Genomic DNA, 22,280 nt, shown 5'->3' with positions numbered 1-22,280 from the left:
AAGTCCCTTAGCAAACAAATATCAAGGACATTAGAGAATGAAAGTTTATTACGACAAAGACGCCGACCTCTCCATCATCAAGGGCAAGAAAGTGGCCATCATCGGCTACGGCTCGCAGGGCCATGCCCACGCGCAAAACCTGAAAGAATCGGGCGTCGACGTGGTGGTGGGCCTGCGCAAGGACGGCGCGTCGTGGAAAAAGGCCGAAGCGGCCGGCCACAAGGTCAAGGAAGTGGCCGACGCGGTGAAGAAGGCCGACGTGGTGATGATCCTGCTGCCGGACGAATCCCAGCCGGACGTCTATCACAAGGACATCGCCCCGAACCTGAAGAAGGGCGCGGCGCTGGCCTTCGCCCACGGCTTCAACATCCATTACAACCAGATCGTGCCGCCGGCCGACGTCGACGTGATCATGGTGGCGCCGAAAGGCCCGGGCCACACCGTGCGCTCCGAATACCTGAAGGGCGGCGGCGTGCCGACCCTGATCGCCGTCTACCAGGACAAGTCCGGCAAGGCGCGCGACATCGCCCTGTCCTATGCCGCGGCCAATGGCGGCACCAAGGGCGGCGTGATCGAGACCAACTTCCGCGAAGAAACCGAGACCGACCTGTTCGGCGAACAGGCCGTGCTGTGCGGCGGCGCCGTCGAGCTGGTGAAGGCCGGTTTCGAGACCCTGGTGGAAGCCGGCTACGCGCCGGAAATGGCTTACTTCGAGTGCCTGCACGAGCTGAAGTTGATCGTCGACCTGATGTACGAAGGCGGCATCGCCAATATGAACTACTCCATCTCCAATAACGCGGAGTACGGCGAGTACGTGACCGGCCCGGAAGTGGTGACCTCCGCCACCAAGGAAGCGATGAAGAAGGCGCTGTACCGCATCCAGAGCGGCGAATACGCGAAGATGTTCATCCTGGAAGGCAAGACCAACTACCCGTCCATGACCGCCCGCCGCCGCCTGACCGCCGCGCATCCGATCGAGAAGGTCGGCGCCGAGCTGCGCGCGATGATGCCGTGGATCGCCAAGAACAAGCTGGTGGACCAGTCCAAGAACTAATCTGTCGCTTGAATCGTTGGTAAAGACAAAGCCGGGCGCGATGCCCGGCTTTTTATGCTTTTGAATGGGATGAATTAGGCTAGATTGTATGTTTTATTTTTGGAGGTGATATGGGTAAGGGAAATGTGTTTGGTGTTAGATTTGAACGATTGATCATTTTATCCTTTGCTATTATTTTTTGGTTTTTTGGCTTTCTACTGCTAAGAGCGGGTCAGTTGTCAGGAGGTGAGTTTGTCTCGTATTTGGCATTGGTTTCAGCTGTGGGCTTTGTTTTGGTTTTCTTAAATGATGTTCAAGAGATATCTATTGTCGGAAATGTTGTGAAGTTAAGGGAAGTTCGGATCGAGGCGGAGGCTGTTGTTAGTGATTTGAAAGAATTAAGGCTGATAGTTTTTAGAGGCCTCTTGCAGGAATCGCTAAAATTTGGAGGAGGCTTGGCAACGATTTCTCCTATAGATTACCGCTCTGAGCGCTTTGTCAGCGTATGTGAAGACATAAAACGTATGGGGTTGGTAGAGGTCCTGTCAGGTGAAATTCTGAAACATTTAAAGGTGGTATTGTATGGTCAATGTGCGGCATTGAAAAATTACCAAGTGGGAATTAATGGTTGGTGCGGTTTTGATGATTTTGATCTGTCAGGTTTGGTTCCTAAGATGGATGCAGAGAAGGTGGTTAGTTCCTTAGATGTGATGCCAAGGGTGGACAAGAATGAATTTGAAGTTAAGGAAGAAATAAAAATGGGTATTTCTTATTATAATAAGCTCATGCACATATACTGGTTGTGTATGGCTGGCTCAGAAAGGGGGCGATAATAGTTAGTTGGCTTGTTGGCTGATTTAGAGATTTTGGCAGGCAGAGCTTGTATCCACTTTATGAAGGAGGTTTTATGGCAGAGCTGTCTGCTGTAAGGCGAGAAGGCAGATGTACTGCAACCGTTTTAGGTGAGTCATAATGAGAATAAGACGGTATTCTGTGGTAGTTAAAAGTAGTACGTCACTGCCGATATAGTGACGTCTAATGTCAGGGTAATAAAATGGTCAGGTCGTTCGGCATGGCTATAGGTATTGAAAAAAAACGGCGCTTTCGCGCCGTATTCGAATTAATCCGCCATCGCCTCGCCCAGCCGCACCGGCTTGGCCGGCTGCCATGAGGCGTTAAATTGCAGCGGGCCGGCCGGGAACAGCAGCACCACGGTGGAGCCGAGCAGAAAGCGGCCCATTTCCTCGCCCTTGGCCAGGCGAATGTCTTGATCGCGGTAATCCCACTTATGTACGGCGGGGCGGCGCGGCGGGTTGACCACGCCGTGCCAGACGGTGGCCATGCTGCCGACGATGGTGGCGCCCACCAGCACCATCACGAACGGTTGGCCTTGTTCGTCTTCGAACAGGCACACCACGCGCTCGTTGCGCGCGAACAGGCGCTCCACGCCGCGGGCCGTGGCCGGATTGACCGAGTACAGATCGCCCGGCACGTAAGTCATTTCCAGCAGCTTGCCGGCGCAGGGCATGTGGATGCGGTGGTAGTCGCGCGGGCTGAGATAGATGGTGGCGAAGTGGCCGTCATGGAAGCGTGCGGCCAGGGCCGCATCGCCGGCCAGCAGCGCGGTGGCGCTGTAGTCGCGGCCCTTGGCCTGGAAGATGCGGCCCTGGTCTATCGGGCCGAACTGGCTGACGGCGCCGTCCACCGGGCAGACCAGCCGCGCATCGGCCAGCGGCCGCGCGCCGGGTTTCAGCGCGCGGGTGAAGAAATCGTTGAAAGTGGCGTAGGCTGCCGGGTCGCTGTTGGCGGCCTCGTCCATATTGACGTTGTAGCGGGCGATGAAGCGACGGATGGCCGCCGTGGTGACGCTGCCGCCTTGCCAGGAGGCGAAGCAGCCGGCCAGCCGGGTCAGCGCCAGCTTGGGCATCATATGTTGCAACAGCACAAACAGGCGTTCGGACACGGGCGCCCCCAATCAGTCTTAAACCGGCCATTGTAACCGATTTCTTGTCGGACAGCGTGGACGAGCCGTGGGTCCCTTTGTCTGAATGGTTAATTTGCCTGTGTAAAATTCTACAATTTGTCTGAAAAATTCATATTTGACAGGGTGTGTGACGTAATTAACACAGTTATTGGACTTGAAATTTGACGAGATGTCTCTCGCTCGGTAGGCTGGTTCAAAACATGCTGCAGGAGCACATTGATGCAAGTGGATATTGAACGGCTGGTTGCGGACTTCGGCGGACCGAGCCATCTGGCCGACGAGTTGAACCGACTGTTCCCCGACGAGCCGGTGAGCCGGGCAGCGATATACAAATGGAGGGAACGCGGCAGCCTGCCGTTGGCGCAGCTGAGCCGGCTGGCGCAGCTGGCCGCCGGGCAAGGCAGGCGCTTTGATTTCAACGACTATCTGGTCGGCGAGCCGGCACAGGGAGCAGGGAGAACTATCGATATGGGCGACCGCCTCTACATTTTCGACACCACCTTGCGCGATGGCGAGCAATCGCCGGGCGCCTCGATGACCAAGGAAGAGAAAATCCGCATCGCGCGCCAGCTGGAGCGGCTGGGCGTGGACATTATCGAGGCCGGCTTCGCCGCCGCCAGCCCCGGCGATTTCGACGCCATCCACGCCATCGCCGAAACGATCAAGGACTCCACCGTCTGTAGCCTGGCGCGCGCCAATGAGCGCGACGTGCGCGCCGCCGGCGAAGCCATCAAGCCGGCCGCGCGCGGCCGCATCCACACCTTCATCGCCACCAGCCCCATCCATATGGAGAAGAAGCTGCGCATGAGCCCGGACGAGGTGGTGGACGCGGCGGTGAAGGCGGTGCGGATCGCCCGCGAATACACCGATGACGTGGAATTCTCGGCCGAGGACGCGCTGCGCTCGGACATCGACTTCCTGGCGCGCATTTTCGGCGCGGTGATCGAGGCCGGGGCCACCACGCTGAACGTGCCGGACACCGTCGGCTACGCCGTGCCGCGGCTGACCGAGGCCTTCTTCCGCGAGCTGATCGCCCGCACGCCGGGCGGCGACAAGGTCATCTGGTCCGCTCACTGCCATAACGATCTGGGCATGGCGGTGGCCAACAGCCTGGCGGCGGTGCTGGGCGGCGCGCGCCAGGTGGAGTGCACCATCAACGGCTTGGGCGAACGCGCCGGCAACGCCAGCTTGGAAGAGATCGTGATGGCGGTGAAGACCCGCCGCGACGTGTTCGGCATAGACAGCCGCGTCGACGCCACGCAGATCGTGCCGGCGTCCAAGCTGGTGTCCACCATCACCGGCTATCCGGTGCAGCCGAACAAGGCCATCGTCGGCGCCAACGCTTTCGCCCACGAGTCCGGTATCCACCAGGACGGCGTGCTCAAGCACCGCGAAACCTACGAGATCATGTCGGCGGAGTCGGTGGGCTGGAGCGCTAACCGCCTGACCCTGGGCAAATTGTCTGGCCGCAACGCCTTCAAGACCAAGCTGGCCGAGCTGGGCATCGTGCTGGACAGCGAGGAGGCCTTGAACGCCGCCTTCGCCCGCTTCAAGGAGCTGGCCGACAAGAAGCGCGAGATTTTCGATGAAGACCTGCACGCGCTGGTGTCGGACGAGATGGTGTCCATCGTGCAGGAGAATTTCAAGTTCGTGTCGATGAAGATCATTACCGAAACCGGCGAAGCGCCGCAGGCCAGCATCGTGTTTGTCGAGCATGGCCAGGAACGCCATGCCGAATCCAGCGGCTCCGGCCCGGTGGACGCCGCCTTCAAGGCCATCGAGAGCGTGGCCGGCAGCGGCGCCGAACTCGAATTGTACTCGGTCAACGCCATCACCAAGGGCACCGAATCGCAGGGCGAAGTGACCGTGCGCCTGGCGCGCGACGGCCGCATCGTCAACGGCCAGGGGGCCGACACCGACATCATCGTGGCCAGCGCCAAGGCGTATCTGTCGGCGCTGAACAAGTTGTCCACCGCGGAGAAGGTCAGCGCCCAGGCCATCGTTTAAACAGTTTGTTTTCCCGGCGCGGCCAGACGGCGCCAAAGGGAGGCGGCAAGGTTTTCCATCCCGGCCTTGTCGTTGCGCCCCGCGGACCGTTTCGCCCAGCCAAACAGGTTTTCACTTCATCCGCGCGTGAAATCCTGCGCAGGCCTACCCGGCCAAACCCATCGCGCCCCTGCCCATAAGGCCGACGGCACGACGCCGACCCACAAGGTCGGCGTTGGCACGTCGAGGGCGCGCTTGGCCTTGCCTGAATGGGCAGGGTTTTTGAATAAGACTTTTTGCGCGGCTCAAAGATAGTCCAAAACACAATTCGTTTAATCAGGCGGCTTGTGTTTGGCAGCCCCATCCCCCCGATGCTGATCCTGCCGCTTGGCGTGAGGGCCAGGGTGGACACCCAAGCCCTGCGCGTGGAATTGCTGGAAGATTGGCGCGGGCTGGTGTAGAACATCGGTCCCGGCCGGCACGCGGCCGGCGACTCTATGGATGATTGAGGGAGCGAGGATGAGCCAGGGCTATTTCATCACCGGCACCGATACCGAGATCGGCAAGACCCATTCCGCGGTCGAGCTGATCCGCCTTTACCAAAGCCAGGGCAAGCGCGTGCTGGCGATGAAGCCGGTGGCCTCCGGTTGCGACATCCTGCCGGATGGCCGCTGGCATAACGACGACGTGGCGCGGCTGACGGCAGCCACCGGGCAGATTGACCTGGAATTGATGAATCCGTATCGGTTTTTGCCGCCGGTGTCGCCGCACATCGCCGCGCGCCAGGCCGGCGTGGAAATCGATCTCGCGCGCATCGGCGAGCATTACCGCCGCTTGCAGGATCAGGCCGATATCGTGCTGGTGGAGGGGGCCGGCGGCTGGTTGGCGCCGTTGTCGGACAGCCTGTTCATGGCCGACCTGGCGCTGAGTCTGGCGCTGCCGGTCATTCTGGTGGTGGGCATGCGGCTGGGCTGCATCAACCATGCGCTGCTGACGGCGCGCGCGGTGCGCGACAGCGGCCTGGAATTGGCCGGCTGGGTGGCGAACTGCGTGCAGCCGCCGCAGGCAGCCTACGCCGAAAACCTGGACACGCTGAAGCGCCATATCCCGGCGCCGCTGCTGCTGGAAATTCCCTATCGCCCCGGCTGCTGATAGCCAGAGCCGTCGCCTGCAGGCGGCGCTGCCGGCGTTTCGTTCTCCATCAGGGCCTTGATCAAGGCGGTGAAACGCACGCGTTCGTGCTCGTGCAGCTTGTCGATGCGCAGCGTGATCTGTCGCGCCAGATTGCGCAGCCGCCAGCGCGTTTCGCCCATCACGCACCATAGCTCGCGCGACAGTTCTTCGTTTTTCTGCGTCGGGGGCGATTCGTTCATGGCGGTGTTGGAGAGCGCGCGTTGAATGGTGTTGAAGCGTTTCATGCTGCTGTCGAGCAGGCGGCGCGCGTGGGCGGACAGGCCGACGTCCAGTTCGGCCATCGCCCAGAAGCGCTGGGTCAGCCGGCCTATCTGCTGCAGCAAGGTCTGCAGCTGTCCGGGCAAATCAGACAGGTCCAAGACCGGCGGCGCCGCTTTGCCGCCTTGCCGGCCAACCCGGCACAAGGTGGACGCGATGTCGCTATTGAATTCTCCCGGCAGGATTTTCAGTGCGATGTCCAATCGCTGCTGCAGGTAGGGGACATGCCGCTGCAACTGGCAGAAGGTATCGGCCAGCATCAGGATCTGGCCGCCCTTTTCCAGCTTGCCGGCTAGCGCCCCCAGCGGATAGCCGCTGCCGTCCAGCCGCTCATGATGCTGCAGGATGGCGAGCGCCGCCGCCTTGGGCTGCTGCAGCTCGCCCAGCATCAGCAATAGCTGGCACCCCAGCAGCGGATGGTTGACGACGTGATGCCATTCCTCCGGTTGCAGGGTGCGTTCGGCGGATAGATAGGTTGGGTCGATATACAGTTTGCCGATATCGTGCAGCAGTCCGGCCAGGGCGACTTGCTGCTGTTCCTGCGCCGGCAGGTGGAGTTGTTTGGCCAGGCTGATCGATACCAGGCAGACGAGCAGGGCGTGGTCCAGCTCTCCGCGCTGGTGCAGGATGGCCAGCCAGACGGCGATGGCGCCTTTCAACGGCAACTGCTTGAGCATGGCGATGCAGACCGCGCAGCCGTCATTCTGCTCCAGCAGCGCATGCAGAAAACGCGAATCCTGCAGCAGCTCCCAGCTGCGTTGCTGCAGCAATGTCCGCGGATCGAACGCCTCCAACTGCAGCAGCTTTTCCAGGGGCTGCTGCAGTCGTCGCTGCGGCAGCAGCGTCATCCAGCTGGCGTCGGTGGCGCTGCCGGCCGGCAGCAGCATTTTGCCGTCGCTATCCAGCGCATCCTTGGCCAGAACCGGTCGATAGTCTTCTCCTAGGGTCAGCAAGTGGCTCAGCCAGTAGGAATTGACCGTGGTGAAGTCGTGGTCGCGCATGGGAGAAGGACATTAAACCGAAGCGTGATGTCTTTCAGTTAAGGCGATTTGACCGAGCATGCAAGCCTGCGGTTAGTACTTATCCGTATGTCTCGTTTCGCTACGCTGCAACATGACGCTTTCTTGTTTTTCCCGCGCGACTTCCTACGATGAAAGCATGCCGGCATAGCCGGCGCGCAGTGCATGCATTGTTTGGTCATTTGACCTTGGGGGAGCGACATGTCTTGTCCGCGCATTCCTGTTTCTTTCTGTCTGGCGCTGATGGCGCCGGCCGCGCTGGCGGCTGAGTACAATCTGCAGCCGCCGGTCACCCCGCTGGCGCGCACCGAGTACCACTTGCACACCTTGCTGTTGATCATCACCGGCGTCATTTTCCTGCTGGTTTTCCTGGTGATGCTGTATTCCATTATTCGCCACCGCAAGGCTGCCGGCCACGAAGCCAAACAGTTCCATGAAAACACCACGGTGGAGATCATCTGGACCATCGTCCCGCTGCTGATCCTGGTGCTGATGGCGCTGCCGGCCACGCGCGCCGTGCTGGCGCAAAAGAGCACGCGCAGCGAGGACATGACGATCAAGATCACCGGTTACCAGTGGAAGTGGCGTTACGACTACCTGGACGACAACTTCGGCTTTGTCAGCCACCTGTCCACGCCGCGCGACCAGATCGAAGGCCGCGCGCCGCCCAGCGGGAATTATCTGCTGGAGGTCGACGAGCCGCTGGTAGTGCCCACCAACCGCAAGATCCGCCTGCTGCTGACCGCCAACGACGTGATCCACTCCTGGTGGGTGCCGCAGCTGGGCGTCAAGCAGGATGCCATTCCCGGCTTTTTGCGCGACAGCTGGATGCTGATCGAGCAGCCCGGCACCTATCGCGGTCAGTGCTCGGAGCTGTGCGGCAAGGACCACGGCTTCATGCCTATCGTGGTGGAGGCCAAATCGCCGGAGGACTACGCCAAGTGGCGCGAGGCCAAGCTGAAGCAGCTGGCCGCCAGCGCGGACGATCCCAACAAGATATGGCAGCTGGCCGAGTTGAAGGCCCGCGGCGAGAAGGTCTACACCCAAAACTGCATCCCGTGCCATCAGGCCAACGGCAAGGGCATTCCAGGCGCCTTCCCGGCGCTGGACGGTTCGCCCATCGCCACCGGCGACAAGGCCGCCCATATCGAGATCGTGCTGTACGGCGGCAAGAAAAATCCGGCCATGGCGGCCTGGGGCAAGCAATTGTCCGATACCGACATCGCCGCGGTCATCACTTACGAGCGCAATAGCTGGGGCAACCATACCGGCCAGGTCGTGCAGCCCAAGGAAATCAAGGCTGCGCGGGGCAAGGCGGCATAGCAAGGAGGAGGCGGCGTCATGGCAATCGCGGAAACCACCCACGCCGGCGGCGCGCACCACGGCAAGCCGCACGGCATCATGCGCTGGCTGATGGCCACCAACCACAAGGACATCGGCACGATGTACCTGTGGTTCTCGTTCACCATGTTTCTGTCCGGCGGCGTGCTGGCGCTATGCATCCGCGCCGAGCTGTTCAGCCCCGGGCTGCGCTTCTTCCAGCCGGAGCTGTTCAATCAGTTGACCACGCTGCACGGCCTGATCATGGTGTTCGGCGCCATCATGCCGGCCTTCACCGGCATGGCCAACTGGATGCTGCCCTTGATGATAGGCGCGCCGGACATGGCTTTTGCCCGGATGAACAACTGGAGCTTCTGGCTGCTGCCGCCGGCGGCGCTGCTGTTGCTGCTTTCATTCGCGGTGCCGGGCGGCGCCGCGGCGGCTGGCTGGACCTTGTATGCGCCGCTGTCCACGCAGATGGGCATAGGCATGGACATGACCATCTTCGCCATCCACATCCTGGGCATCAGTTCCATCATGGGGTCGATCAACATCATCGTCACCATCCTGAATCTGCGGGCGCCCGGCATGACCATGATGAAGATGCCGATGTTCGCCTGGGCCAGCCTGATCACCGCCTACCTGATCATCGCCGTGATGCCGGTGCTGGCCGGCGTGGTGACCATGGTGCTGGCCGATCGTCATTTCGGCAGCCACTTCTTCAATGCCGCCGGCGGCGGCGACCCCATTCTGTACCAGCACGTGTTCTGGTTCTTTGGCCACCCCGAGGTCTATATCATGGCGCTGCCGGCCTTCGGCATCGTCAGCCAGGTGATTCCCACTTTCGCCAGGAAGCCGCTGTTCGGCTACACCTCGATGGTGTACGCCACCAGCTCCATCGGCGTGCTGTCTTTCATGGTGTGGGCGCACCATATGTTCGCCACCGGCATGCCGGCCACCGCCCAGCTGTTTTTCATGTACGCCACCATGCTGATCGCGGTGCCGACCGGCGTGAAAGTGTTCAACTGGATCGCCACCATGTGGCAGGGTGCCATGACCTTTGAAACGCCCATGCTGTTCTCCATCGGCTTCATCCTGTTGTTTACCATCGGCGGCTTGTCCGGCATCACGCTCAGCGTGGCGGCGGTGGACATCCAGCTGCATGCCAGCTACTACGTGGTGGCGCATTTCCATTACGTGCTGGTGGCCGGCGCGCTGTTCAGCCTGTTCTCCGCCATCTACTACTGGTTCCCCAAAATGAGCGGCAAGATGTACCACGAGGGGCTGGGCAAGTTCCATTTCTGGTGGTCGATGATCTGGTTCAACGTCACCTTCTTCCCCATGCATTTTCTGGGCCTGGCCGGCATGCCGCGGCGGATTCCGGACTATGCCTTGCAGTTCACCCAATTCAACCAGATCGCCAGCATCGGCGCCTTCATGTTCGGCCTGGGCCAGTTGATCTTCCTGTTCAACATCCTGCACTCGCTGCGCTACGGCAAGCCGGCGCAGCAGCGGCCGTGGGAAGGCGCGAATACCTTGGAGTGGGAGCTGCCGACGCCGGCGCCGTACCATACTTTCGAGCAGGCGCCGCAGATTGAGAGCGGCGAAAACGGCGTGATCCGGTCTTACCGGGAGGGCGGGGCGCACCCGCGCCATTAGGGTGCTTGTCATGGACGCCACCCGGACCCTGCATCGCAACCGCCAGCTGCTAGGCAAGCTGGCGCTGATCGCCGCCATGATGTTCGGCTTTGCCTGGGCGATGATTCCGCTGTACCGCATCGTTTGCGAGCAGACCGGCCTCAACGACGTGGTGAAGGCCGATGCGTTGGAGCGGGACGATCTGGTCGCGGGGGCGGCAACGGTGGCCATGACTTTCGATGCCACTGTGCAGGCCGGGCTGCCTTGGCAGGTCAGGCCGCTGACCACGCATCTGAAAGTCAAGCCTGGCACTTTTGTCCAGGTGCAGTACCAAATCACCAATGCCAGCCCGCACGCTGTGGTGGGGCAGGCATTGCCGCGCTACTTGCCGGCTGAGGCCGGGGCGTATGTGAAGAAGCTGGAGTGCTTCTGTTTCACTCAGCAGCGCTTCGCGCCTGGACAGACACGAACCTTTCCGGTGGTGTTTGTGATCGACCGCAAGTTGCCGGCTTCGATCACCAGCATCACCTTGGCTTACACCATCTTCGATGTGCCGGGGCAGGACGGCCGGGCGTCATGAACTGGGCACAGGGCGTAAAGGCGGTGTTGGGGGCATTCATCGGCGTGCGCCAGGGCGACGCCGCGCGGCAGGATCAGTCGCTGAAACCGTGGCAGCTGATCGTCACCGCGTTGTTGTTGATGTTGGCGTTGATTGTCGCGCTGTTGTTGCTTGTGTCCTGGGTAACGCGCTAGGAGGAATGGTATGGCAAGCGTTGAGGAGCAGGATCGTTATTTTGTGCCGCAGCCGTCGCGTTGGCCCATGGTGGGGGCGGTGGCGCTGTTCTGCATCGGCCTGGGCGCGGCGTTTGCCGTCAACGGCATGCTGCTGGGCAAGCTGTCGCTGGCTTTGGGCTTCCTGATACTGGTGTTCATGTTGGTGGGATGGTTTGGCGATGTGATCCGCGAAAACCGGCTAGGCGTCTATCTGGGGCGAGAGGACATGTCGTTCCGCTGGGGCATGGGCTGGTTCATTTTTTCCGAAGTGATGTTCTTCGGGGCCTTCTTCGGTGCGCTGTTCTGGGTGCGCACGGTGTCGGTGCCATTGCTCGGCTCGCTCGATTACAAGATGCTGTATCCGGATTTCGAGGCCGCATGGCCGCTGTCCACCGGGCCGGGCATCACCCAGGCCTATCAGGCGATGGAGCCCTGGGGCTTGCCGGCGCTGAATACGCTGATCCTGCTGAGCTCCGGCGCCACGGTCACCTGGGCGCACTGGGGGCTGCTGCAAGGCCAGCGCAGACAATTGAAGCTGGGGCTGTTTCTCACAGTGCTGCTGGGATTCACGTTCCTTGGCTTGCAGCTGCACGAATATGGCCACGCCTTCAGCCATCTGCACCTGACGCTGGCGTCCGGCGCTTATGGCATGACGTTTTTCATGCTGACCGGTTTTCACGGGCTGCATGTGCTGTTGGGGTCGATCATCCTGTTCGTGGTGTGGCTGCGTTCGCTGAAGGGCGATTTTGACGCCAGCCACCACTTCGCCTTCGAAGCCGCCAGCTGGTATTGGCACTTCGTCGACGTGGTATGGCTGCTGCTGTTCATCTTTGTCTACTGGCTGTGAGCCGGCTCAAACTTGATGCGGGCGCCACCAGCCGAACACGGCGCCCAAGAGCAGCAGCAGAAACAGGCCGATGGACAAGCCGACCCGCAGGGTCAAAGAGCGGACCAGACGTTGCGAGCCGTGTTCGGCTTTCATCAGTCCGGTCAATCCCCAGAACAGGGCCAGGACAATACAGGCAAGCAACAACAGGATGACGAGTTTCATGACCGTATCCTCATCTCATTCCGATCAGGAGCAAAAGCAAGAGCCAAGATGGCAGCGGCTGCTATGGGGCATGCTGCTGCTCATCGTCTTGCTGCCCTACGCCTTGGCAGTATGGCAGTGGCAGCGGGGGCAAGACAAGGAGGCCTTGCTGCGATCGTTGACCAACGCGATGAGCACCGCGCCGGTGACGCTGGTGTATCGCGATGCCGAGCCGCCGCCGGAGTTCACCCGGGTGCGTTTGATCCAGGCCGAACCGGCCGGGCCGGTGATCGAATTGCGCAACAGCTATCTGGCCGGCCAGAGCGGCCGCCGCATTCTTCAGCCTTGGCGGCAAGGCCTTGACCGCTCGCTGGTGCTGCTGGATCTGGGCTGGCTGGTCGATGGCGTCAAGCTGCCGACGTTCTCGCCGCAGCAGATTCAGCCGCAAGGCTATCGGATGCCGACGCCTCACCATTTCGTGTTGTCCGGCGCGGTGAAGGGTTTTGCCGGCCCGGTCGACCAAGTCGATGAGTCGGCGCTGCGCAGCCATTATCCCGGGCACTGGTTCCAGGGCGTGGTGGTGTTGGAAACCTCGCCCGATCCCTTGCTGCATTGGCCGGTGGTGCCGGAGTTCCTGCCGGATAAGCACTATGCCTACGCGGTGCAATGGCTGCTGCTGGGCGTGTGCCTGAGCGGCTTGTGGTGGCTATTGTGGAGACGGCGCCATGAAATCCATTGACCGCGGCCGGGCGGCCTTGCTGGGCATGGGGCTGCTGTGTCTGGCGCCGGTCTTGGCGGCATGGCTGGCGTATCTCCTGCTGCCGCCCGGCGGCGGCGCCAGTTATGGGCAATTGCTGCCGACGCGGCCGTTTGTCGCCGCGGCCAGCCCGGAATGGCCGCGCGGCAAATGGGTGCTGGTTTCGGCGCTGAGCGCCGATTGCCGCGATCGTTGCCGTCAGCGCTGGCATGCGATGAGCCAGATTCAGAAGGCGCAGGGAGAGGCGGCGGAGCGGCTGACGCGCGTGGCGCTGGTGGTGTCGGCCCGCCCGGCGGCACTGGATGTGCCGTACCGCTTGCAGCACTCGCCGGCGCATGCGCTGCCCGCTGGCAGCCAGGGTTTCTATCTGGTCGATCCGCTGGGCAACCAGGTGATGTTTTACCGCGACGGCGCCGATCCGCGGCGGATCATCGATGAAGTGGCCAGTGTGTTGAAGGTGAATAACGGGTTGTAAGCGCCCGTGCAAAAATTTCCGTCAGTGGCCGACCGGCCGATGCGCTGAGCAATGAGGGGGACCCTTGCCATGCGAAGACTGATTTGGGCGGCTTTGCTGCTGGCCGCAATCGTGGTGCCGTTCGGCGCCTATGTCAGATTGTCCCATGCCGGTTTGGGCTGCCCGGACTGGCCCGGCTGCTATGGCCACATCTCTCCTGCGCATGCCGCCGACAGCATAGGCCAGGCTCAGGCCATGTCGCCGCAGGGGCCGGTCAGCCTGGGCAAGGCCTGGAAGGAGATGCTCCATCGTTACCTCGCCGGCAGCCTCGCCACTCTGATCGCGCTGATTGCTTGGCGGGCCTGGCGCGAGCGGCGCCAGCGCTTGCCGGCGAGTCTCTTATTGGCGGTGGTGGCCTTGCAGGCCATGCTGGGCATGTGGACCGTGACCTTGCTGCTGCGGCCTGCCATCGTCACCTCCCATCTGCTAGGCGGCATGGCGGTGCTGCAGATTCTGGCCTGGATGGCGCTTTCGCCCGCATTCGCGCCGATACGTGTTCCGCTTGCGCTGCGCCGGCTGGCCGGCTGGCTGGTGTCCGCCTTGCTGGTGCAGCTGCTGCTGGGCGGCTGGGTGTCCAGCAATTACGCTGCCCTGGCTTGTCAGGGTTTTCCGACATGCAACGGCCAGGCGTGGCCGGCGCTGCGCTTTGATCAGGCTTTCCATGTCGTGCGCGAGCTGGGCCAGGCGCCGGATGGCAGTCTGTTGGAATTCTCCAGCCTGGTAAGCATACACTGGCTGCATCGTCTGGGGGCGCTGCTGGTTTCGCTGCTGGTATTGGCCTTGCTGGCCCGGGGCTGGCGCGAGCCAGGCTTGAGACGGCATCTGGTTTGTCTGGGCGCGGCCTGGGGGCTGCAGGTGGGGCTGGGCATCGCCAATGTGATGTGGCAGCTGCCCTTGCCGATTGCGGTGGCGCATAACGCTGGCGCGGCGCTATTGCTGATGGCGGCGCTGCTGCTGCTGTCGCGTCTGCATGCGCCGGCGGCGCAGCGGCGCGGGATTCATCTGCCGTTGCCGCTGTCAGGGCGGCTGAGCCGGCCGGGAGAGGGGCGATGAACGCGCTCGGCCTGCCGTTGTGGCGTCGCCAGAGCCAGGCGCTGTGGCAGTTGGCCAAGCCCAGAGTGGTGGCGCTGATTGTGTTCTGCGCGGTGATCGGCATGTTTCTGGCCAGCGCCGGCTTGCCGGATGCCCGAGTTGTCATCCCGGCCACGCTGGGCATAGCGTTGGTGGCCGGCGCGGCGGCCATGGTCAATTGCCTGGTAGAGCGCGGGCTGGATGCCAGAATGCGCCGCACCGCCTGGCGTCCTACCGTCACCGGGGAGGTCGGCGTGGCGCAAACCTTGCTGGTTGCGCTTCTGGCGGGCGCAGCTGGCCTGGCCTTGCTGATCGTTTGCTGCAATGCGTTAACTGCCTGGCTGACCCTGGGCACTTTTGTCGGTTACGCGGTGGTTTACACCTTGCTGCTCAAGCCGCTGACGCCGCAGAACATCGTGATCGGCGGCGCCAGCGGCGCCATGCCGCCGGTGCTGGGGTGGGCGGCCGTGACCGGGGAAGTCAGCGCCTTCGCGCTGGTGCTGTTCCTGATCATCTATGCTTGGACGCCGCCGCACTTTTGGGCGCTGGCGCTCTACCGCCGCGACGACTACGCGCGGGCCGGCTTGCCGATGTTGCCGGTCACGCATGGCCAGCGCTACACCACCTTGTCCATTGTGCTGTACAGCGTTTTGCTTGCCGCCATCACGCTCTTGCCGGCCGCGCTGGGGCAGGCGGGCTGGATTTATCTCGCTGCGGCGGGAGCGCTGAACGGCAGGTTGTTGTTTCTTGCCGTCCGTCTGCATCGCCAGTATGCTCACACCCTGGCGCGCCGCGTGTTCACCTGGTCGATCTGGTATCTGGCTGGGTTGTTCGCGGCCTTGTTATTTGATCACTACTGGCTGATTCCCTTTTCCTGATGCTGAAGATACTGCGACTCCTGCTAGCGCTTTTCACTCTCGCCGCGCTGTCCGCCTGCGCGCCGCCCGCCATCGACTTTAAAGGCACGGCGATCAACGACGAATCCATGGGCGGAGGCTTCACGCTGACCGACTTCCATGGCCAGCCGCGCAGCCTGAACGAATTCAAGGGCAAGGTGGTGGCATTGTTCTTCGGTTACACCCATTGTCCAGACGTGTGCCCGACCACGATGTTGGAATATGCTTCGGTGATGAAGCAGTTGGGCGAAGATGCCGACAAGGTGCAGGTGTTGTTCGTCAGCGTCGATCCGCAGCGCGATACGCCCAAAGTGTTGGCCGGTTACGTGCCATACTTCGATAAGCGCTTCATCGGTTTGACCGGCACGGCCGAGCAGATCGAGAAAGTGAAAAAGCAGTACAAGGTGGTGGCGCAGCAGGTGCCGACGCCGGGTGGCAGCTACAGCGTGGACCATAGCTCAGGCTCGTATTTGCTGGACCGGGAGGGGAGATTGCGGGTGTTCGAGGCCTATGGCACGCCTTCCGCGAGCCTCGCTTATGATATCAAGCAGTTGATGCGCTAAACTTGGCGTATCGGAGAAGTGCATTATCTAAAAATGGGGTCACGAAATCGTGAGCGACGATAAAACCTCGGTGAGTCCAGCCAGTGCGCATCAGTCATTGGACTTGGCCAAATTTACGATGACATCGCCGGCCGAGATCGCCCAGCATCTGACGAATATTGCCAAACATGGCCATATGGTGACGATTTTCTCCAACAAGGGGAAAAACTTCATTCTGACGAAGATTCTGGACGTCGATTTCAAAAATGGGATGTTCACTGTCGACTGGGGCGCCGAGGAAGAGGCCAACAACCAGGTGCTTGGCAGCGAGCGCAATGTTTTCGTGTGCTCGCCGGAAGGCGTGAAGACGCAGTTTGTCACCGGCGCTTTGAGCAAGGTGATCGTGGATGGCCAGCCGGCCTTTGCCGCGGACCTGCCGGAGCAGGTGATCAAGCTGCAGCGCCGCGAGTTCTTCCGCATCCAGACGCCGTTGGGCACGCCGGTGTTCTGCCATGTCGAGGATTACGGCCAGCGCGCGATAGACTTGGCGCTGTTCGATATCAGCGTGGGCGGCATGAGCCTGTGGCTGCCGGATGTCAGCACGCTCGGGTTCGACATTGGCCAGCAGTACCATAAATGCACCTTGGATCTGAAGCCGATAGGCGTTTTGCAGATCGGCATCGAGGTGCGCCATCGCCTGGCCTCGCGGCTGCGCAATGACACCGAGGCGATGCGGATAGGGTGTTCCTATCTGAATTTGACGCCGAAGATGGAAACCATGATCCAGCGCTATGTCGGCTTTCTTGAGCGCGAACGCCGCGCCATGTTCGGCTGAGCGGCCGGCACTTATTTAAATCCTTTGCAGTAGAACATCATGAAGCTGACCATCGCCCTGTCCAAGGGCCGTATTTTTGAAGAGACCGTGCCCTTGCTGGCCGCCGCAGGCATTGAGCCGGCGGAAAAACCCGAATCCTCGCGCAAGCTGATCATCGGCACCAACCACCCGGAGGTGCAACTGGTGATCGTGCGGGCTTCCGACGTGCCCACCTATGTGCAATATGGCGCGGCCGATCTTGGCATCGCCGGCCGCGACGTGCTGATCGAGCACGGCGGCGCGGGGCTGTATCAGCCTCTGGATTTGAACATCGCCAAATGCCGGATGATGGTGGCGGTGAAGGAAGGCTACGATTACGACGCCGCCGTCCGTCAGGGCGCGCGCCTGAAGATCGCCACCAAGTATCCGCAGATCGCCCGCGAGCACTTCGCCAAGAAGGGCGTCCACGTCGACATCATCAAGCTGTACGGCTCGATGGAGCTGGCGCCGCTGGTCGGCCTGGCCGACGCCATCGTCGACCTGGTCTCCACCGGCGGCACGCTGCGCGCCAACAAGCTGGTGGCGGTCGAACACATCATCGACATCAGCTCGCGCCTGGTGGTGAATCAGGCCGCGTTGAAGCTCAAATACGACGCGATTCAGCCGGTGCTGGACGCCTTCGCCGGCGCCGTGCCGGCCTGATCCATCCGCATGCCAGCTGAATGACGGTCAACCGATCGTCTTTGGCCGGCGTTGCCCCTTGTTCAGGTCCACGCATCAGAGAATCATTATGTTGAAACTGTCATCTTCCCAGCCCGACTTCGCCGAGCGCCTGAAAGCGCTGCTGGCTTTCGAAACCGCGCAGGACCCGGCAGTGGACGCCGCCGTGGCGTCCATCTGCGCCGATGTCCATCATCGCGGCGACGCGGCGCTGGTGGAGTACACCAACCGTTTCGACCGCATGCAGGCGCAGAGCATGGCCGATCTGACGCTGTCCCGCGCGCAGTTGGAAGCCGCTTGGCAGCGGCTGCCGGCCGAGGTGCGCGACGCGCTGTCCGCCGCCGCCGAGCGGGTGCGCCGCTACCACGAAAAGCAGCTTGCGCATTCCTGGAGCTATGAAGACGAAGACGGCACGCTCTTGGGCCAACAGGTGACGCCGCTGGACCGCGTCGGCATCTACGTGCCGGGCGGCAAGGCGGCTTATCCGAGTTCGGTGTTGATGAACGCGCTGCCGGCCAAGGTGGCCGGCGTAGCCGAAATCATCATGGTGGTGCCGACGCCGGGCGGCGAGCGCAATGACCTGGTGCTGGCCGCGGCCTATATCGCCGGCGTCGACAAGGTCTTTACCTGTGGCGGCGCCCAGGCGGTGGCGGCCCTGGCCTATGGCACCGAAACCATCCCGCAGGTGGACAAGATCACCGGCCCCGGCAACGCCTATGTCGCGGCCGCCAAGCGCCGCGTGTTCGGCGTGGTCGGCATCGACATGGTGGCCGGCCCGTCCGAAATCCTGGTGATCTGCGACGGCGACACCGACCCGGACTGGGTGGCGATGGACCTGTTCAGCCAGGCCGAGCACGACGAGATCGCCCAGGCCATCCTGCTGTGCCCGTCGGCTGACTACATCGCCCGCGTGGAAGCCAGCATCGCCAAGCTGCTGCCGGCCATGCCGCGCCGCGCCATCATCGAGGCCAGCCTGGGCAACCGCGGCGCGCTGATTCAGGTGCGCGACCTGGCCGAGGCCTGCGAGATCGCCAACTACATCGCGCCGGAACATCTGGAACTGTCGGTGGCCGAACCGGATGCCTTGTTGCCGCAACTGCGCCACGCCGGCGCCATTTTCATGGGCCGCTTCACTTCGGAAAGCCTGGGCGATTACTGCGCCGGCCCGAATCATGTGCTGCCGACCAGCCGCACTGCTCGCTTTGCCAGTCCGCTCGGCGTGTACGACTTCCAGAAGCGCAGCAGCCTGATCCGCGTATCGCAGGCCGGCGCGCAGAAGCTGGGGCGCATCGCCAGCCTGCTGGCCCATGGCGAGGGGCTGACCGCACACGCCCGCGCCGCCGAGCTGCGGCTGGATGGAGGCGCAGAACCGCAGTCCTGAAGCGGTATGGCGTCTTGCCTCCGCCGCATGGCTGGATTTTGTCCTCCGCTCTTGAATTGAGAACCCGTGCCCGCGCCGCAACAGGCGCGGCCGAGCGGGCGCAAGGCAGTAGCCCGTGGCGCGCCGACGGGTTACGATGGCCTTTTGCCCGTTTGCGGGCACATTACGGCGCTTTCGCGCCGCCAGGCAGACCATGACGACCAAACTGACCGCCAAGCAACTCGTCCGCGACGAGATCACCGCCATCGGCGCCTATCATGTGGCCGACGCCACCGGCTACATCAAGCTGGACGCGATGGAAAACCCGTGGCCGCTGCCGGTGGAACTGCAGCACGAACTGGCCGCCGAACTGGCCCAGGTTGCGCTGAATCGCTATCCGGACGCCAATGGCGGCGGCCTGAAGGACGAACTGCGCGCGGCGTTTGCCATTCCCGCCGGCGCAGACATTGTGCTGGGCAACGGCTCGGACGAGCTGATCACGCTGATCACGCAGGCGTTGGCGCGTCCCGGCGCCAAGCTGCTGGCGCTGGAGCCGTCCTTCGTCATGTACAAGATGAACGCGCTGTTCTCCGGCCTGCAGTACGTCGGCGTGCCGCTGAACGACGACTTCACGCTGAATCTGTCCGCCACGCTGGAAGCCATCGAGCGCGAGCAGCCGGCGGTGGTGTTCGTGTCTTATCCCAATAATCCCACCGGTCCGCGCTACGCCCGCGACGAGGTGCTGGCGATCTGCCGCGCCGCGCCGGGCCTGGTGGTGGTGGATGAGGCTTACCAGAGCTTCGCCAGCGACAGCTTCATGGACCTGGCCGGCGAGCTGGACAATCTGCTGGTGATGCGCACGCTGTCCAAGCTGGGCCTGGCCGGCATCCGCCTAGGCTACGCCGCGGCCTGTCCGGCGTGGATTGTCGAACTGAACAAAGTGCGGCCGCCGTACAACGTCAATGTGCTGACCCTCGCCGCCGCGCGTTTCGCGTTGCGGCATCTGGAGGTGTTCAACCGCCAGGCGGCCGAGCTGCGCGCCGAACGCGCGAAACTGTCCGCGGCGCTGGCCGCGCTGCCGGCGCTGACGACGTTCCCGTCCGAGGCCAACTTCGTCACCGTCCGCGCGCCGGACGCCGTTGCGCTGTACCAGCATCTGAAAGCGAGCGGCATCCTGATCAAGCAGCTGCACGGCAGCCATCCGCTGCTGGACAACTGTCTGCGCCTGACCGTGGGCAGCCCAGACCAGAACGCGGCCCTGCTGTCCGCCATTCAACGTTTTTTTGCCTGAAGCCATGAGAACCGCAACTGTCACCCGCAATACGCTGGAAACCCAGATCACCGTCACGCTGAATCTGGACGGCACCGGCGTCGGCCGCTTTGAAACCGGCGTGCCCTTCCTCGACCACATGATGGATCAGATCGCCCGCCATGGCTTGATCGACCTCGACGTCCAGGCCGTGGGCGACCTGCACATCGACGCCCACCATACCGTGGAAGACATCGGCATCACCTTGGGCCAAGCCTTTGCCAAGGCCATCGGCGACAAGAAGGGCATCCGCCGCTACGGCCATGCCTATGTGCCGCTGGACGAGGCGCTGTCCCGCGTGGTGATCGACTTGTCCGGCCGCCCCGGCTTGGTCTACAACGTCGAATACACCCGCGCCAGCATCGGCCAGTTCGATGTGGATCTGTTCTCGGAGTTTTTCCACGGCTTCGTCAATCACAGCATGAGCACGCTGCATATCGACAATCTGCGCGGCCACAACAGCCACCACCAGGCCGAGACCATCTTCAAGGCCTTCGGCCGCGCGCTGCGCATGGCCTGCGAGCCGGATGAGCGCATGGCCGGCATCACGCCGTCCACCAAGGGGACGCTGAGCGCATGAAAGTCGCAGTGATTGATTACGGCATGGGCAATCTGCACTCGGTGCTGAAGTCCCTGCAGGCCGTCAACGACATCGGCGCCGATATTTTCCTGACCCGCGATCCGGATGCCGTGGTCCAGGCCGACAAGGTGGTCTTCCCCGGCCAGGGCGCGATGCCGGACTGCATGCGCGAGCTGAACCGCCACGGTCTGGCGGACGCCGTCCGTGAAACTACGCAGAGCAAGCCGTTTTTTGGAATCTGCGTAGGCGCGCAGCTATTGTTTGAACATAGCGCAGAGGGCGATACCGCCGGCCTGGGCCTGTTTCCGGGCAAGGTGCTGCGGTTTGCCGACGATCTCACCGCCGGCGGCGAGCGGCTGAAAGTGCCGCACATGGGTTGGAACCAGGTCTACCAGACTCAGTCCCACCCGATGTTCGCCGGCATCGCCGATGGCGAGCGTTTTTACTTTGTGCACAGTTATCACTTTGCGCCGGCCGACGCGGCGCTGACGCTGGCGGAGAGCGAATATCCGCAGCGGTTTGCCTGTATCGTCGGGCGTGGCAACATATTCGCCACGCAGTTTCACACCGAAAAGAGCCACCGCGCCGGACTTCAGATGATGAAGAATTTCCTGGCCTGGGACGGCAATGTTTAACTTACCCACACACCTAGCACCATGCTGCTGATACCCGCGATAGACCTGAAAGACGGTCAGTGCGTGCGCCTGAGACAGGGCGCAATGGACGACGCCACCATTTTCTCCGACGATCCGGTCAAGGTTGCCGCCCATTGGCGCGACCAGGGCGCGCGCCGACTGCATCTGGTGGACTTGAACGGCGCTTTCGCCGGCAAGCCGAAAAACCTGTCGGTGATCCGCGACATCCTCGGCGAGGTCGGCGAGGACATGCCGGTGCAGCTGGGTGGCGGCATCCGCGACCTGGACACCATCGAGGCCTACCTCGACATGGGCCTGTCCTACGTGATCATCGGCACCGCCGCGGTCAAGACGCCGGGCTTCCTGCACGACGCCTGCGACGCCTTCCCCGGCCAGGTCATCGTTGGCCTGGACGCCAAGGACGGCATGGTGGCGATCGACGGCTGGGCCAAGATCACCAACCACAATGTGGTTGATCTGGCCAAGCGCTTCGAGGACTACGGCGTCAACTCGGTGATCTACACCGACATCGGCCGCGACGGCATGATGACGGGCGTCAACATCGAGGCCACCGTCAAGCTGGCGCAGGCGCTGACCATCCCGGTGATCGCCTCCGGCGGCCTGACCAACCTCGACGACATCCGCGCGCTGTGCGAGGTGGAGGCCGAGGGCATCGAAGGCGCCATCACCGGCCGCGCCATCTACGAAGGCAGCATAGACTTCGCCGCCGCGCAGACGCTGGCGGACGAACTGGCCGGCTAAACCCGGCTGATCGCGCCAAACGGCGGGCTGGCCCCGCCGCTTCGCGTGCCTGAAGTTTTCTGGCTGAAGTTTTCTGGATAGTTA

The 22,280-nt window shown here is 62.4% G+C and carries 24 protein-coding genes; 21 read left to right on the top strand and 3 right to left on the bottom strand.

Going from position 1 to position 22,280, the window contains the following annotated elements:
- Positions 1 to 37 precede the first annotated feature (37 nt).
- Both ilvC and JHD59_RS09130 read left to right on the top strand, forming a co-directional pair.
- A complete protein-coding gene (ilvC, locus tag JHD59_RS09135; protein ID WP_103321338.1) occupies positions 38 to 1,054 on the top strand; it encodes a ketol-acid reductoisomerase in 1,017 nt (338 codons plus the stop codon).
- Between the two features lie 110 nt (positions 1,055 to 1,164).
- Complete coding sequence (locus JHD59_RS09130; RefSeq protein WP_199153997.1) at positions 1,165 to 1,866, top strand: hypothetical protein; 702 nt, start codon at positions 1,165 to 1,167, stop codon at positions 1,864 to 1,866.
- Between the two features lie 287 nt (positions 1,867 to 2,153).
- Here JHD59_RS09130 and asd read toward each other — a convergent pair whose 3' ends face one another.
- Positions 2,154 to 2,996 (bottom strand): archaetidylserine decarboxylase, encoded by an 843-nt coding sequence (gene asd / locus JHD59_RS09125; protein ID WP_199153996.1) that lies wholly within the window; start codon positions 2,994 to 2,996, stop codon positions 2,154 to 2,156.
- 240 nt (positions 2,997 to 3,236) lie between these two features.
- Between asd and JHD59_RS09120 the strand changes: the two genes are divergently transcribed.
- Both JHD59_RS09120 and bioD read left to right on the top strand, forming a co-directional pair.
- A complete protein-coding gene (locus tag JHD59_RS09120) occupies positions 3,237 to 5,024 on the top strand; it encodes a 2-isopropylmalate synthase (RefSeq protein ID WP_199153995.1) in 1,788 nt (595 codons plus the stop codon).
- A gap of 498 nt (positions 5,025 to 5,522) precedes the next feature.
- On the top strand, positions 5,523 to 6,155 hold the full coding sequence (gene bioD, locus JHD59_RS09115; protein WP_199153994.1) for a dethiobiotin synthase: 633 nt from the start codon (positions 5,523 to 5,525) through the stop codon (positions 6,153 to 6,155).
- Here bioD and JHD59_RS09110 read toward each other — a convergent pair.
- Positions 6,137 to 7,456: an HD-GYP domain-containing protein gene (locus tag JHD59_RS09110; protein WP_199153993.1), complete on the bottom strand. Its 1,320-nt coding sequence runs from the start codon at positions 7,454 to 7,456 to the stop codon at positions 6,137 to 6,139. The genes bioD and JHD59_RS09110 overlap by 19 nt on opposite strands.
- A 219-nt stretch (positions 7,457 to 7,675) precedes the next feature.
- On the opposite strand from JHD59_RS09110, the gene coxB reads away from it, so the two are divergent.
- From coxB to JHD59_RS09085, 5 genes are read left to right on the top strand one after another with little or no spacing between them, the layout of a single operon-like run.
- Positions 7,676 to 8,797 carry a cytochrome c oxidase subunit II gene (gene coxB, locus JHD59_RS09105; RefSeq protein ID WP_199153992.1) on the top strand — a complete coding sequence of 374 codons (1,122 nt, stop codon included), beginning with the start codon at positions 7,676 to 7,678 and terminating at the stop codon, positions 8,795 to 8,797.
- Positions 8,798 to 8,815: 18 nt separating this feature from the next.
- Positions 8,816 to 10,453 (top strand): cytochrome c oxidase subunit I, encoded by a 1,638-nt coding sequence (gene ctaD, locus JHD59_RS09100; protein ID WP_199153991.1) that lies wholly within the window; start codon positions 8,816 to 8,818, stop codon positions 10,451 to 10,453.
- A gap of 10 nt (positions 10,454 to 10,463) precedes the next feature.
- Positions 10,464 to 11,012 carry a cytochrome c oxidase assembly protein gene (locus tag JHD59_RS09095; protein WP_199153990.1) on the top strand — a complete coding sequence of 183 codons (549 nt, stop codon included), beginning with the start codon at positions 10,464 to 10,466 and terminating at the stop codon, positions 11,010 to 11,012.
- The gene (locus JHD59_RS09090) at positions 11,009 to 11,185 is read left to right on the top strand and encodes a DUF2970 domain-containing protein (protein ID WP_199153989.1); all 177 of its coding nucleotides are present in this window, start codon (positions 11,009 to 11,011) and stop codon (positions 11,183 to 11,185) included. The genes JHD59_RS09095 and JHD59_RS09090 overlap by 4 nt, the downstream gene beginning before the upstream one ends.
- Positions 11,186 to 11,195: 10 nt before the next feature.
- Positions 11,196 to 12,053, top strand: a complete 858-nt coding sequence (locus JHD59_RS09085; RefSeq protein WP_103321329.1) for a cytochrome c oxidase subunit 3 — start codon at positions 11,196 to 11,198, stop codon at positions 12,051 to 12,053.
- 6 nt (positions 12,054 to 12,059) lie between these two features.
- Here the strand turns inward: JHD59_RS09085 and JHD59_RS09080 are convergent, their stop codons facing one another.
- Positions 12,060 to 12,257, bottom strand: a complete 198-nt coding sequence (locus JHD59_RS09080) for a DUF2909 domain-containing protein (protein WP_103321328.1) — start codon at positions 12,255 to 12,257, stop codon at positions 12,060 to 12,062.
- Between JHD59_RS09080 and JHD59_RS09075 the strand changes: the two genes are divergently transcribed.
- The 12 genes from JHD59_RS09075 to hisA all read left to right on the top strand — a co-directional run bounded on the left by JHD59_RS09075 (position 12,256) and on the right by hisA (position 22,196).
- The gene (locus JHD59_RS09075; protein WP_158248799.1) at positions 12,256 to 12,975 is read left to right on the top strand and encodes an SURF1 family protein; all 720 of its coding nucleotides are present in this window, start codon (positions 12,256 to 12,258) and stop codon (positions 12,973 to 12,975) included. The genes JHD59_RS09080 and JHD59_RS09075 overlap by 2 nt on opposite strands.
- Positions 12,962 to 13,468 carry a hypothetical protein gene (locus JHD59_RS09070; RefSeq protein WP_103321326.1) on the top strand — a complete coding sequence of 169 codons (507 nt, stop codon included), beginning with the start codon at positions 12,962 to 12,964 and terminating at the stop codon, positions 13,466 to 13,468. The genes JHD59_RS09075 and JHD59_RS09070 overlap by 14 nt, the downstream gene beginning before the upstream one ends.
- Before the next feature lie 69 nt (positions 13,469 to 13,537).
- On the top strand, positions 13,538 to 14,560 hold the full coding sequence (locus JHD59_RS09065; protein WP_199153988.1) for a heme A synthase: 1,023 nt from the start codon (positions 13,538 to 13,540) through the stop codon (positions 14,558 to 14,560).
- Entirely contained in the window at positions 14,557 to 15,456 is a 900-nt protein-coding gene (locus tag JHD59_RS09060; protein ID WP_199153987.1) for a heme o synthase, read from the top strand. The genes JHD59_RS09065 and JHD59_RS09060 overlap by 4 nt, the downstream gene beginning before the upstream one ends.
- Positions 15,456 to 16,037: an SCO family protein gene (locus JHD59_RS09055; RefSeq protein ID WP_199153986.1), complete on the top strand. Its 582-nt coding sequence runs from the start codon at positions 15,456 to 15,458 to the stop codon at positions 16,035 to 16,037. Before JHD59_RS09060 ends, JHD59_RS09055 begins: the two co-directional genes overlap by 1 nt.
- Positions 16,038 to 16,086: 49 nt before the next feature.
- Positions 16,087 to 16,851, top strand: coding sequence for a flagellar brake protein (locus JHD59_RS09050; protein WP_368671559.1), 765 nt, complete (start codon positions 16,087 to 16,089; stop codon positions 16,849 to 16,851).
- 39 nt (positions 16,852 to 16,890) lie between these two features.
- Entirely contained in the window at positions 16,891 to 17,532 is a 642-nt protein-coding gene (hisG, locus tag JHD59_RS09045; protein WP_043621395.1) for an ATP phosphoribosyltransferase, read from the top strand.
- A gap of 88 nt (positions 17,533 to 17,620) precedes the next feature.
- Positions 17,621 to 18,931 (top strand): histidinol dehydrogenase, encoded by a 1,311-nt coding sequence (gene hisD / locus JHD59_RS09040; protein ID WP_199153985.1) that lies wholly within the window; start codon positions 17,621 to 17,623, stop codon positions 18,929 to 18,931.
- Positions 18,932 to 19,124: 193 nt separating this feature from the next.
- The gene (hisC, locus tag JHD59_RS09035) at positions 19,125 to 20,201 is read left to right on the top strand and encodes a histidinol-phosphate transaminase (RefSeq protein ID WP_199153984.1); all 1,077 of its coding nucleotides are present in this window, start codon (positions 19,125 to 19,127) and stop codon (positions 20,199 to 20,201) included.
- Positions 20,202 to 20,205: 4 nt separating this feature from the next.
- Entirely contained in the window at positions 20,206 to 20,799 is a 594-nt protein-coding gene (gene hisB, locus JHD59_RS09030) for an imidazoleglycerol-phosphate dehydratase HisB (RefSeq protein ID WP_199153983.1), read from the top strand.
- Positions 20,796 to 21,434: an imidazole glycerol phosphate synthase subunit HisH gene (gene hisH, locus JHD59_RS09025; RefSeq protein WP_199153982.1), complete on the top strand. Its 639-nt coding sequence runs from the start codon at positions 20,796 to 20,798 to the stop codon at positions 21,432 to 21,434. The genes hisB and hisH overlap by 4 nt, the downstream gene beginning before the upstream one ends.
- A 21-nt stretch (positions 21,435 to 21,455) precedes the next feature.
- Positions 21,456 to 22,196, top strand: a complete 741-nt coding sequence (hisA, locus tag JHD59_RS09020) for a 1-(5-phosphoribosyl)-5-[(5-phosphoribosylamino)methylideneamino]imidazole-4-carboxamide isomerase (protein WP_103321319.1) — start codon at positions 21,456 to 21,458, stop codon at positions 22,194 to 22,196.
- The last annotated feature ends 84 nt before the right edge of the window (positions 22,197 to 22,280 follow it).

Source organism: Chromobacterium sp. ASV23, from assembly GCF_016428945.1.
GTDB lineage: Bacteria > Pseudomonadota > Gammaproteobacteria > Burkholderiales > Chromobacteriaceae > Chromobacterium > Chromobacterium sinusclupearum.
This window is presented reverse-complemented; position numbering and strand designations above follow the sequence as displayed.

Bases quoted from the DNA above. Each gene is read 5' to 3' on its own strand.
- hisC (WP_199153984.1), top strand. From the start codon at position 19,125: ATGACGACCAAACTGACCGCCAAGCAACTCGTCCGCGACGAGATCACC.
- bioD (WP_199153994.1), top strand. From the start codon at position 5,523: ATGAGCCAGGGCTATTTCATCACCGGCACCGATACCGAGATCGGCAAG.
- JHD59_RS09060 (WP_199153987.1), top strand. From the start codon at position 14,557: ATGAACGCGCTCGGCCTGCCGTTGTGGCGTCGCCAGAGCCAGGCGCTG.
- ctaD (WP_199153991.1), top strand. From the start codon at position 8,816: ATGGCAATCGCGGAAACCACCCACGCCGGCGGCGCGCACCACGGCAAG.
- JHD59_RS09065 (WP_199153988.1), top strand. From the start codon at position 13,538: ATGCGAAGACTGATTTGGGCGGCTTTGCTGCTGGCCGCAATCGTGGTG.
- JHD59_RS09130 (WP_199153997.1), top strand. From the start codon at position 1,165: ATGGGTAAGGGAAATGTGTTTGGTGTTAGATTTGAACGATTGATCATT.
- hisG (WP_043621395.1), top strand. From the start codon at position 16,891: ATGAAGCTGACCATCGCCCTGTCCAAGGGCCGTATTTTTGAAGAGACC.
- coxB (WP_199153992.1), top strand. From the start codon at position 7,676: ATGTCTTGTCCGCGCATTCCTGTTTCTTTCTGTCTGGCGCTGATGGCG.
- hisB (WP_199153983.1), top strand. From the start codon at position 20,206: ATGAGAACCGCAACTGTCACCCGCAATACGCTGGAAACCCAGATCACC.
- hisA (WP_103321319.1), top strand. From the start codon at position 21,456: ATGCTGCTGATACCCGCGATAGACCTGAAAGACGGTCAGTGCGTGCGC.
- hisD (WP_199153985.1), top strand. From the start codon at position 17,621: ATGTTGAAACTGTCATCTTCCCAGCCCGACTTCGCCGAGCGCCTGAAA.
- JHD59_RS09055 (WP_199153986.1), top strand. From the start codon at position 15,456: ATGCTGAAGATACTGCGACTCCTGCTAGCGCTTTTCACTCTCGCCGCG.
- JHD59_RS09070 (WP_103321326.1), top strand. From the start codon at position 12,962: ATGAAATCCATTGACCGCGGCCGGGCGGCCTTGCTGGGCATGGGGCTG.
- JHD59_RS09095 (WP_199153990.1), top strand. From the start codon at position 10,464: ATGGACGCCACCCGGACCCTGCATCGCAACCGCCAGCTGCTAGGCAAG.
- JHD59_RS09110 (WP_199153993.1), bottom strand. From the start codon at position 7,456: ATGCGCGACCACGACTTCACCACGGTCAATTCCTACTGGCTGAGCCAC.
- ilvC (WP_103321338.1), top strand. From the start codon at position 38: ATGAAAGTTTATTACGACAAAGACGCCGACCTCTCCATCATCAAGGGC.
- JHD59_RS09090 (WP_199153989.1), top strand. From the start codon at position 11,009: ATGAACTGGGCACAGGGCGTAAAGGCGGTGTTGGGGGCATTCATCGGC.
- JHD59_RS09080 (WP_103321328.1), bottom strand. From the start codon at position 12,257: ATGAAACTCGTCATCCTGTTGTTGCTTGCCTGTATTGTCCTGGCCCTG.
- hisH (WP_199153982.1), top strand. From the start codon at position 20,796: ATGAAAGTCGCAGTGATTGATTACGGCATGGGCAATCTGCACTCGGTG.
- JHD59_RS09120 (WP_199153995.1), top strand. From the start codon at position 3,237: ATGCAAGTGGATATTGAACGGCTGGTTGCGGACTTCGGCGGACCGAGC.
- JHD59_RS09085 (WP_103321329.1), top strand. From the start codon at position 11,196: ATGGCAAGCGTTGAGGAGCAGGATCGTTATTTTGTGCCGCAGCCGTCG.
- JHD59_RS09075 (WP_158248799.1), top strand. From the start codon at position 12,256: ATGACCGTATCCTCATCTCATTCCGATCAGGAGCAAAAGCAAGAGCCA.